Here is an 8,388-nt window from a genome sequence, read left to right as displayed (position 1 = left end):
GATGCTGTTGGTGATCTCTAGGCCGTCAGTCCTTGGCAGAGCCGCTGGAAGTGGGTGGGTGGTCGTGGTGGAGAGTCTGGTGTAGTGCCGGGCGGGAAGCATTCGCTGAGGCGGATGATGTTGGTTCCGGCGGCTGTGAGCACGTGTTGGACGTGCGTCTTCGCCAGGCCGCGGTAGCGGCAATGACGCAGGCCGTGAGCGTGGACCGTTTCAGACACCGTTGCTTCGCAGCCCGCGCGGATGGCATAACGCCGCTGCCAGTTGCTGGTTTTCTGGTCTCTCCTGACCTGTGTCTGGATCTTCTGCTGGGCCTCTGGCAGCAGGAGGATGTGGCGTCCTTTGCCGTCGACATTGCCGGTGCACTTCACGCGGTCGTTGCATTCCCGGCAAGCCTTGCGAGGGAAGAGGACGGACAGCCGGGGATGCCCGTCGCCCAGGGTGGATTTCCAGGACGGGCTGGTGATGCCGTTCGGGCAGGTGGCGGTGCGGGTGTCCCAGTCGATGTGGAAGTCCTCTTTCGTGAAGCCCGGCCGCTCGGCTGCCTGCGGGTCATCGCGGACCGGGCCGAGCAAGGGGATGTCCCACTTCACAGCTGCCTGGTGGATGCTGTCTGGGGTGACATAGCCTCCGTCGACGACGTGCTCGGTGGGCTGAAAGCCCTGGTGGGTCAGTTGTTTGTGGATGTCGTCAAGGGCGTCGATGTCCTGCTGCGGTGCGGGGCGGGTCACGACCTGGACGATGACGTTGGGGCCGGCCTCGCCGCAGGTCTCGGTCTGGTGATCGCGGTAGCCGATCCAGTCGCGCTGGCCGGCCGCGGTGACCTTCTGGCTGTAACGGGCCTCGGGATCGTGCGGGGTGACGATCTCCATCGTCGACCACGGCACCCGTGCCGATTCAGGATCCGGCCGGCCGTCCGCTGAGGTCTTGCCGGTGTTCCTCTGCCCGGTTGCCCTCCGGCTGGCCCGGTCGCGGGTCGATTTCGCTTGCCGCCACCGGAGTTGGCCTGATGCGTCGTGCCAGTACTGCTGGACCCAGACCTGCCGCAGGACCTGCACCGACTTCAACTCCCGCAGTCCAGACGGGGCATCATCGCGATAGACAGCGCGAAGGATGTGCAGCCCGTCTTCACCCACCTGCAGCACCCACGCGATCAATGCATCTCCGCCACGGGGAAGCCGGTCATACCGAACCGGCCGGCCATAACGGTCCGCCCAATCAGGAGTGACGACAGCCGCCAACCACTCCTCACCCTGCAGCGCGAGTTCCTCCAGAGCACAACGCAACGTCTCACCGACCAGTTCACCACGGTTCAGGCGGCGGACCACTGCCAGGACATGCGTGGAGTCCGTGCGGATCCGTCCCCGCCGCTTGACCAGCCCAGCCTCCGCGAGCCGGTCCACGATCAGCGCCAGGAGCCGGTCCGCACGGTCGTCTTCGGCCACCCGGGCACGGAATTCACTCAGGACGGTGAAGTCGAACCCCGGATCATCCAGCTCAAGCCCCAGACAGTACTTCCAGTCCAGACGGCAACGGACCGCATCCGCTGCCTGCCGGTCGGTGAGGTTCTCCGCGTACTGCAGCACCGACACGAGAGCCAGCCGAGCAGGCGAAAGCCCGCGCCGCCCGTCAGCCGGAAACCAGTCGGCGAAGTCAGCATCCGCGAACAAGCCATCCAGCCGATCACGCACCCACATCGCCGCCGTGCCATGAGGATTGCTCGCCCGCGCCATCCGAACCGTCAATGGCGGAATCACCCGCCCCAACCCCGAACCCATCGCCACCGCGGCCACCCCTCCGACCGCCGAAACCGCCCCGCTTCCACCAGGGCAGCACCACAAGGAGATCAACGCAGGCGTGGTCGTCAGACTTCACTCCACCGAGTGAAGATCACCAACAGCATCNAGGGCAGCACCACAAGGAGATCAACGCAGGCGTGGTCGTCAGACTTCACTCCACCGAGTGAAGATCACCAACAGCATCCGGAACCGCGGCCAGAGCCAATTACACGCATCCGCATCAGCACGGCCTGCTCATCCAGATCCACCTCTCCCTCGAGCAGGTCCTGGGCCCGCGCCTGGACCACCCGGCTGTCCTCGCCCTGCTGCAGCGTTTCGGCTCACCCGCGCAGATCCGCAAGGCCGGACACCGCCGCCTGGTCACGCTGCTGCGACCGAAGGCACCGCGGATGGCCGAGCGCCTGGTGGACGACATCTTCACCGCGCTCGACGAGCAGACCGTCGTCGTTCCCGGGACCGAGGCCGCAGCACTGATCGTCCCCAGCCTCGCCTCCTCCCTCGCCGCCGTCCTCGACCAACGCAAGGCCCTGGCCCTCCGGATCGAGGCACTGCTGGAGGCCCAGTCTCTTTCCCAGGTCCTGACCTCCATGCCCGGCATCGGGGTCAGGACCGCAGCCCGCATTCTCATCGACGTCGGCGACGGCACCGTCTTCCCCACCGCCGGTCACCTTGCCGCCTACGCCGGCCTCGCCCCGGTCGCCCGGGCCTCGGGCTCGTCCATCCGCGGCGAGCACCCCGCCCGGCGCGGCAACCGGCAGCTCAAACGCGCCCTCTACCTCGCCGCGTTCGCCTCGCTCAAGCAGCCCGAGTCCCGCGCCTACTACGACAAGAAGCGCAAGGAAGGAAAGCACCACGTCGCAGCCGTCATCGCGCTCGCCCGACGACGGATCGACGTGCTGTTCGCCATGCTCCGCGACGGCACCTTCTACATGCACGAGGTCTTCGAGTCCACTGCCCGCGCGATCGACGGCCTGGAGAAGGCCGTGGAAGCCGCCGATCTACTGGAGGAGACCCTCGCCCTCGACCCGCGCAGGCCCAGGACTACTTCGGCCGCGGCTGGGGCCACCGCATTCCAGGCCCTGGACCTGGCCGACCATCAACTCGACGGAGGCGAGGCAGCGTGACATCGACGCCTGCCTCCCCCGCGGCAGCCAACGCCGCCCGACGTCGGCAGACCCGGGACAAGCACACCCAGGCCGAAGAGGAACTCGATCAACTCCGCCGCGAACGCGGCCGGGTGACCGTCCGGGCCGTCGCCGAGCGGGCCGGCGTCTCCGCGACGCCTGGCAGGCGGTCCCCGGCGAGTCAGCCCACCAGCTCGCCACCGAGAACGCCAACCTCAAGCGCCGTGTCCAGAAGCCTACTGAGGAACACCGCACGCTGCACCCAACCTCGAAGCCCAGCATCTCGAACAGGCACCGTCATGGCCTCCGCCCACCTCGCCCCCTGGAGACCAACGTGATCATTTCCTCGATCTCGGCGTCAGCGCTGGAACCCTTCCCCACGATCAAACCGTGGGACGACCTGGCTGAGGCCATCACCACGGTCTTGCAGACCCAGGACCTCACCCTCCATGAACGGAGACGTGATCGTCATCGCAAGCAAGGCGGTCTCGGTCTCCGAAGGCCGCTGGGTGGATCTGGCCACCGTCACTCCAAACGCGAAGGCACCGGAGCCTTGCCGATGGACGCCCGCTCCGGCAGGACGACGGCCCTGCCGAACAGGAACATGGCACAGGCCGCCGCCTCGGCAGAAGCGGCGGCCTTGTGGCGGTGCGATGTCACATCACCCCGCCACAGCCAGGGCTACGGCTTGCGAGCCACGCCACCGAAGTTGTCGACTTCAGCCGGTTCTTCAGAGCCATTCGACTCGGAGCGCCACCGAGACGTCGAAACCAGGCCGGGCTCCAGCAGTTCCAGGCCGCCGAAGAATCGGGCGAGTTCTTCCGGCTTGCGGTTGACGCGAGGGTTGTCGCTCGCCTCGTTCCACTGCTCGACCATCGCGCGCTGCTGCTCGGGGTGGATGACATCGGTACTGTCGCAGAACACGAGGAAGCTGCCGGACGGCAGGGCGTCGACGAGACGGTCCACGATGCCGTACACAGAGTCGTCCGTGACGTGTGCCGCAATGCCCAGCAGGATCAACGCCACAGGCTGCGTGAAGTCCAGTGTCTTGGCGGCCTGTTCGAGGATCCCCTCCGGGTTGCGCAGATCGGCGTCGATGTAGTCCGTCGCGCCCTCAGGCGTGCTGGTGAGCAGCGCCTCCGCGTGCACCAGGACGACCGGGTCGTGATCGACGTAGACGATCCGCGCCTCGGGCAGCAGACGCTGGGCGACCTCGTGGGTGTTGTCCGCAGTGGGCAGGCCGGTGCCCACGTCGAGAAACTGGCGGATGCCGGCTTCGCGAACGAGGTACTCCACCGCTCGAACGAGGAACGCCCGCTGTGCCCGGGCAGTGTCGAGAATCCCCGGGTTGGCCTCGGCGATCTGGTCACCGACCTGCCGGTCGATCTCGTAGCAGTCTTTGCCGCCCAGCCAGTAGTTCCAGATGCGGGCGGAGTGCGGCACGCTGCTGTTGATGAGCGGGCGTTCAATCGACACAGAGGGCTCCCCGGGTTGGCCAGTTGTCGCTTCACAACTTAGAGGCTTGTAGCGCCCTTCGCCCGGGAAGATCCTGGGGAGAGCTTTGTGCGGACCCATGCTGGATCGGGGTTGGTGTGCGGTTGGCCGTCCACGACGACAGTCGGCACGGTCTCATTGCCGTCGTTGGCTGCCCTGACCGCTGCCGCTCCGGCCGGGTCACGCCAGATGTTGACCCAATGTATCTGGCGGGCGCTACGACCCAACCGGATGCGCAGACGCAGACAGTACGTGCAGCCCGGCCGCCAGAAGACGACCGGCCGGCCGTCGACCGAGCTACGGCGCTGTGCCTCCAGCGCACCGATCGACCGCGGGAAAATCAGAGGCGAGTTCACGCTGGCGAGCAGCACGAACACCAGCAGCAGTGCTGCGGCTGCGCCGGGGCTCCCCCCGAAGAACAGCCCAGTCGCAGCGACTGAGCCGCACAGCGCAAGCAGCATCGGCAGGATCCAAGCGCGCATCATGGTGACGCAGGCTATCGATGAGTCGAAATGGTCTTCGAACCGGGCCGCTCACCTGAGTTCGCCGGATGCTGGGGCAGCCTTCGTCCGATCATGCTCTCCGAGCAAGGTGCACCGATCAGGACGAGGGCCATGACGGCGAGTCTGCTGCCTGATCCCGGTCCCGGGGAAGCGTTCGCGACAGGGTCACGCTTCCGGGACGGCTTATTCGACTGCCTGACCGCGCGCGGGGACGAACTGGTTCGAGCTGATGAACGCGTTGCTGTACGCGTAGGTCCGGTGAGGGCGCCGGTGGACCTGACGCTGGTGTCCCAGCAGCGGCGCGGGTACAGCGCCGTGTACGACGCCTTGAACAGTGGGAACGTCGACGTGCCCCGGCTGCGGCAGGTGCTGGCCGGGCGCCGATGCCGCAGGCAGGCCGACGGGCGCCTGGGCCTAGCGGTCGGCATCGGCCACCGGCTCCGCCCCGATGCGCCGACCAGCCCGGTCCGTCTCTTCTGTCGCGTCAGCGGGCGCAGCGGCCGGTCCTCGGACCAGTTTGTGCCCGGCTGGCCCTGCTCGTTCGTCACCGCCCTGGAATCAGGCCCGACTTCCTGGTGCCGGCTGCTGAACGCCGTCCGTCTCGGTCCGGCCGACGACGTCGCCGAGGTCGCCGCAGCCCAACTGGGCCGCGTGGTCGTCGACCTGATCGAGACCGGTCGCCGGCACTTCGGCGATCGCGACATCCTGATCGTCTTCGATACCGGGTACGACGCCCCGCGTATGGCCCACCTCCTGCGCAGACTGCCGGTGGCGGTCCTCAGGCGGATGCGCACGGACCGGGTGATGCGCAAGCCGGTCCTGGTGCCGTAGATCTCCCCGCCGCAGCGCGTGCGACCCCCGGAGCATGGCAACGAGTTCCGCTTCGCCGAGCCGGAGATCTGGGCGAGCCGGACACGTCGACAGTCCCAGGTCACCGACCGATACGGAACCGCCCTCGCGATGACCTGGGACCGCAGGCACTGCCCCGTCGCACGAGGTGCGGCCGGCGCGCTGCATGTCCGGCGGTGCGTTCCCCAGGCTTGCGGTCACTACTGTCCGCCTGCACTCGGCGCGGCCGCCCGCCGGCCCCATGGCTTGAAGACGGACAGGATGACGTTGGCGAGATACAGCAGGAGCGCGACGGCCGGAACGATCACCATGTTGTAGCGGATGAATCCCAGATCCATGGCTGAGATGGAGCCCACAGGATGCCGGGCCACGGCGTCGACCGCATCGTGCAGTCTGGCGGTGAGGGCGAAAATCGAGGCCACCGTCGCCGCCAGGGTCAGCCAGAACTTGGTACTGACCCAGTAGTACCGAAACAGGCCCCACGACGTGCCGAGCGCCAGCACCACACCGCTGGCCAACGTGAGCAGGCTCAGCGGGATGATCAGAACATCCCCCAGCATTCCCATCGCCCGGTAGGCGGTGCGCAGGGTGTCGGCATTGTTCGTCGCCAGCGCCGTCGTCGCGAGGGTGAGCAGGCAGAGCATCAGGGCCAGCCAGCTGACAGAAACGACCACGTGCACGACGACCATGCTCTTACGGGCCTTCTGAGGCAACCGGTGGCCTGAGCGCCGTAGGGCGCCATCGCCGGCTGGCCTCGTCACCGTCGACGATTCGGCAGAAGGGGGCATGTATGCCTCAATCAGGTCGGGATCACGGGTACGCGGCCAGGCTCTTCCTCGCGACCGTCCGGGGCGTCCGCCGGTGGGAGTAACTCCCGCTGCTTCGGCGGGAGTACGGTCGCTGCTTCGAGCAGTTCACCGGAGGATCTGTACGCCCCCGGGAGTACGCCGACGGCCTTCCTGCGCGGGACGTCCGGCAAGAACGGCTCTGTGAGGGTGAAGAAGCCGGGGCCAGGACTCGCGCTCCGTCGCCACCACAATCCTCGGGAGGGTCCGTCTCCGTGACCACTGCCACGCTCACTCGCACGAACGCCCGGCGCCGGGACTTCGGCGTCCTGTCAGGTGTGCTGTACGTCCTGTTCTTCGTCGCCAGTATCGTCATCGCCGGGGCGCTGGGCCCGTCCGGCACGGTAACGCCGTACTCCAGCGACGCCGAAGTGCAGGCGTACCGGCTGAAGGATCCAGCCATGCTGGAGGATCTCTTCCGCATGCTCGGCCTGCTCCAAGGGCTGTCCGCTCTCGCGCTGCTGGCGTTCGTCCCCCGTCTGACCTCGTTCGTACGCAGGTATGGCAGCGATGTCCGGGCGGGCGTGGTCCGCGCGCTGGCCACCGTCGCCGGAGCGCTCCTTCTGCTCTCGGCGAGTACCAGCTGGGTTCTGGCGCAGATCGGCTCCAGGGCGGAGCTGTCCACGTATCGGGCCGTCTCGGATCTGTACTTCATCACCGGTGCGGGCCCGGCCATCGCCGCCCTTGGTGTGGCGGTCTTTCTGGTCGCCGCGACGGGCCGCGCCGGCCACGCCCTGCCCGCTTGGGTCGCCTGGAGCGGCATGATGATCGGGGCGGCCGGCGTGCTGTCGATGAGCTCGCTCGTCGCCGAGGGCGGCTCGGTGTTCATCCCGGTCGGCCGCTTCCTCGGCTTCGCCTGGTTCATCGCCCTCAGCGTGGTGTTGTGGGGGCGCGGCGGGCGAGCGGATGATCTCAGCAGTACTGGCAAGCCGTAGCGTCCGTCGAAGGCCCGGGCCAGGACGCACATCACCGCACGGATGCAACGGCCTACGACACGAGCACCTCAGGGGGCCGGGTCACCGCCACCCTGCGATCTCGTGCCGGGGTGTACGACGAGCGGGCTTTGGCGCTGCCACGCTCATAGCACGAATCCGTCATGGCTTTCGTAGCGACACGCAGCCGACAGGGGGTGAGCAGACGTCAGTAGATCATCCAGGAGGGCTAATGGTCATTCAATATGCCTGGTCTTCGAGGGGCTTCACGTCCTGACGAGGCGGCAGTCAAAGCCGTAAATACCTCGATCGGCCCCCTGTCGCGAGTCTTTTGATATGACCGATATGACAGGTACGAGTACGTTTGGTCGCAGTCGGCTGACGAGCCGACATCTCCGAGATATCCAGACAGGAGAAGCGACATGAAGCTCGCTCGTTCCACCATGGTGACCGCAGGTGTCTCGGCCGCCGCGGCGCTCGCCGTGACCGGCATCACCTACGCCTCGGCGGCCCCCGCCCAGGCGCCCCAGGCGGTCCCGGCCGCCGCCGCCCCGGCCGCCGCCCCGGCGGCCCCCCTCAGCGGCGACCCCGGACAGGGCAAGAGCAACAACAACGGCAACAACAACGAAGGGCAGGGCAAGGGCAACGAAGGTAAGGGCAACGAAGGCCGGCGCGAGGAAGGCCGGGGCCACGAGGAGCGCAGAGAGGAGGGCCGGATCGAGGTCAACGAGCGGTCCTACTCCGCCCACCCCGGTGACTGCATCACCGTGGTCAGCGGCCTGGGCGCCAAGACCCTGAACATCCGCAACGAGAGCCACAAGCGGGTGGAGGTCTTCCGCGGCGCG

At 67.5% G+C, this 8,388-nt stretch carries 6 protein-coding genes and 3 pseudogenes; 5 read left to right on the top strand and 4 right to left on the bottom strand.

The genetic code is table 11. The features are described from left to right. Positions 1–17 precede the first annotated feature (17 nt). The gene (locus LE548_RS35725) at positions 18–1,775 is read right to left on the bottom strand and encodes an IS1182 family transposase (protein ID WP_225101184.1); all 1,758 of its coding nucleotides are present in this window, start codon (positions 1,773–1,775) and stop codon (positions 18–20) included. Positions 1,776–1,987: 212 nt separating this feature from the next. On the opposite strand from LE548_RS35725, the pseudogene LE548_RS35720 reads away from it, so the two are divergent. Then, a pseudogene (locus LE548_RS35720) lies at positions 1,988–2,725 on the top strand (transposase); the annotation flags it as partial. Between the two features lie 644 nt (positions 2,726–3,369). Continuing rightward, positions 3,370–3,456: pseudogene (locus LE548_RS46725) on the top strand (coenzyme F420-0:L-glutamate ligase); the annotation flags it as partial. A 145-nt stretch (positions 3,457–3,601) separates the two neighbouring features. Here LE548_RS46725 and LE548_RS35715 read toward each other — a convergent pair. Next, complete coding sequence (locus LE548_RS35715; RefSeq protein WP_225101177.1) at positions 3,602–4,396, bottom strand: SAM-dependent methyltransferase; 795 nt, start codon at positions 4,394–4,396, stop codon at positions 3,602–3,604. Positions 4,397–4,434: 38 nt separating this feature from the next. Further along, a complete protein-coding gene (locus LE548_RS35710) occupies positions 4,435–4,899 on the bottom strand; it encodes a glutaredoxin domain-containing protein (RefSeq protein ID WP_225101176.1) in 465 nt (154 codons plus the stop codon). Between the two features lie 129 nt (positions 4,900–5,028). On the opposite strand from LE548_RS35710, the pseudogene LE548_RS46195 reads away from it, so the two are divergent. Continuing rightward, a pseudogene (locus tag LE548_RS46195) lies at positions 5,029–6,004 on the top strand (transposase); the annotation flags it as partial. Here LE548_RS46195 and LE548_RS35700 read toward each other — a convergent pair. After that, a complete protein-coding gene (locus LE548_RS35700) occupies positions 5,967–6,455 on the bottom strand; it encodes a DUF2269 domain-containing protein (protein WP_225101174.1) in 489 nt (162 codons plus the stop codon). The pseudogene LE548_RS46195 and the gene LE548_RS35700 sit on opposite strands and share 38 nt — an antisense overlap. 371 nt (positions 6,456–6,826) lie before the next feature. On the opposite strand from LE548_RS35700, the gene LE548_RS35695 reads away from it, so the two are divergent. Both LE548_RS35695 and LE548_RS35690 read left to right on the top strand, forming a co-directional pair. Beyond that, positions 6,827–7,546 carry a hypothetical protein gene (locus LE548_RS35695; protein WP_225101173.1) on the top strand — a complete coding sequence of 240 codons (720 nt, stop codon included), beginning with the start codon at positions 6,827–6,829 and terminating at the stop codon, positions 7,544–7,546. Between the two features lie 419 nt (positions 7,547–7,965). After that, a partial coding sequence (locus LE548_RS35690; protein WP_225101172.1) for a hypothetical protein occupies positions 7,966–8,388 on the top strand: 423 nt, incomplete at its 3' end.

It is taken from the genome of Streptomyces sp. CoH27, from assembly GCF_020181035.1.
GTDB classification, from domain to species: domain Bacteria; phylum Actinomycetota; class Actinomycetes; order Streptomycetales; family Streptomycetaceae; genus Streptomyces; species Streptomyces camelliae.
This window is presented reverse-complemented; position numbering and strand designations above follow the sequence as displayed.